Raw genomic sequence first — 2,273 nt, 5'->3', positions numbered from 1 at the left:
GCCAGCACCAAGCCCGCATCAGCCACTACAAACGACGCGGACACAGCCCCTGAAAACTGCCCAGCACTCAGAACAAGCACCGTTGCAGTACTAGGCATGTCCGGGGAGATGATCAGCGCAGTCAGTTGCAGAGTGCTATCCAGGCGCAACTTTCGCTGGTGCTCCTGCGCGGTGGCGATGAAATCGCAGCAGCACGCCGTCACCAGGCGCTCGGATGTACGGTGGACGCTGTCTTCTCCCGAAAGCTCTGCGCCCCCTTCTCGGGTGAAGGACAGGTTGGCGGCCATCACCACAGTGCCGTCGTAGTGCAGCTCGGTGATGCTCTCCCGGTTCATGGGTGACTGGAGGTTGTTGCACACCCAGCGGCGCAGACCGGGACGTGGGTTGAGCCGGATGTCCGGCCCCATCCCGATCAGAGGACCTGGCACCAGCTCTCTCGCGTGCAGAAGGCGGGCTCGTGTCTTGGCGGCCTCCAGAGCGTCCCGAGCCTGATCCCGGCTCATCGTGTAGGCACCGCGCCGCAGGCGGCCGCTGAGGCCGGGAGACCGCGACGAACCATGCCGAGGGCGCGTAGGCGTGCGCGGAGATGGTCTGGGTGGTGAAGTCGATGTGACGCTGGATTTCTTCCTCTGCCCGGCTGACGCGGGCGAAGCGGTCGCGGTAGGCCCGCTCGATCTGGTGCTCTGCCATCCAGGCGGTGCGGTCGTTGTCCCGGTAGGGGACGACCGCGGTCTGCTGTTCCTTGTCGCGTGCTGCGCCGCCGTACACGAAGTGCGGTGCCATCTCGCTGGCTGGCACATCGACGACCAGGACCGTCTTCGTGCCGTCGGCCAGCTCAAAGATGTCCAGGTCCGCCAGGTAGGGCTGGACGTGGTTGCGGATCCACTGGGCGTACTGCTGCCGGTTGACCTCGTCGGGGTCGATGCCCGTCAGGACGGTCGTCTTGTCCTGAACCCGAAGATGATCAGCCCGCAGCGGGTGTTTGCCATGGCGGCGACGTCCTTGGCGAACTCGTTCCACCGGCCGTCCCGGGGCGGCTGGGGAAGCATCTCCTTCCAGTCCAGGTCGTCGGACTCCTCCAAGTCGTCTGCCGCGGCCTGGCGGACCATGTCGAAAATGAGAGGACCAGGCGGGCATCCGAGGTGTTCGTGCAGTCTTGTCCATGTGCGTGCCATTCGCGGCAGCGTAGAGGGCGTATCGGCCTATGTTTCAAAGACGCTTTCCGTCTGCGCTGGTGGGCGGTGATGAACGCTCCAGGAAACTGATGGCTCATCCTGAACAGAAGAGCCCTCGTACTCATTCGGAACACCTCGGGCGCCGCTGCACTCTGGCGGCCTCCCGGACTCGGCAAGGGGCGAGAACCGTCCGTCGACGTCCCGGAGGCCGTTGTGCTGTTCCATCTGCTTCAATATCTGACCGACCTGGCGGCTGCACCCGACAGCGATGCCCTGACGCTGCTGCGCAACCTGACCAGCACCGTCTACGGAACGGCTCGCCTTGTTCGGCTGCTGCGGCGTCCCGGCCAGCGCCGGGACCGCCGGGTGGTAGAACCGGGCATGACCTTCATAACGCCCGGCATGGCCGCTGCCGGCATCAAGGCCACGGGCTCTCGCGGCGGCGGAGCCGTTCTCGGCGGCGGGACTGCTCGGCACCGGCGGCCGGGCCCGACCAGGCGGCCTCGGACGGTGGTCCGCCGGCCTGAGTCCGCGACCACGCACCGGTCACGCGACCGCCGCCGGACGCGTCCCCCGCCACGGCCGCCACCGGGCGCGCGCCCCGCGTCCGCCGCCAGCACCGGAGGTGCGACCGTCTGGTGAACAACGACTCGGCCTCCCCCGTGTCGCAGGGCCGGCGCAGGGCAACAGGCCGGTGTTGATGTTTCCAGTCGGTCAGGCAGTGTCGGCGAGCTGCGTCATGGGCGCGGTGACCGACCCTGCCTGCTCGATCGCCAGGTCGAGGGCCTCGTCCGGCAGCTCCGGCACGTAGTCGATCTTGAAATACTCGCTCACGTCCTTGGTCAGGGCAGTGGTCCCTGCTGAGCCCTCTACGACGACGGCCGTACGACCACGGGACCGGACCCACCCACAGTCCGGCTCTGCCGACTCGGCCCCCGGCCGCCCTCTGTACACCGTCAGCGTGCGACCAGAGCCACGGGTGGGCGATGCGGGCGCCGAGCCGCCGGGGGGGTGTCTCTATGTCCTTCGTCAAGGACGTGGTGCCTGGTGTGCGGGTGTTGGGGGTGGTCATGCGGCGAGAGTGATGGCGGGTGTTCT

At 67.4% G+C, this 2,273-nt stretch carries 1 protein-coding gene and 1 pseudogene; one reads left to right on the top strand and one right to left on the bottom strand.

Annotated features, from left to right (window positions below):
- Positions 1-407: pseudogene (locus tag ACZ7D7_RS33900) on the bottom strand (hypothetical protein); the annotation flags it as partial.
- 202 nt (positions 408-609) lie between these two features.
- Between ACZ7D7_RS33900 and ACZ7D7_RS33895 the strand changes: the two are divergent.
- The gene (locus ACZ7D7_RS33895; RefSeq protein WP_470829388.1) at positions 610-1,245 is read left to right on the top strand and encodes a hypothetical protein; all 636 of its coding nucleotides are present in this window, start codon (positions 610-612) and stop codon (positions 1,243-1,245) included.
- Positions 1,246-2,273: the final 1,028 nt, after the last annotated feature.

This window comes from Streptomyces sp. NPDC037054 (genome assembly GCF_055606745.1).
This window is presented reverse-complemented; position numbering and strand designations above follow the sequence as displayed.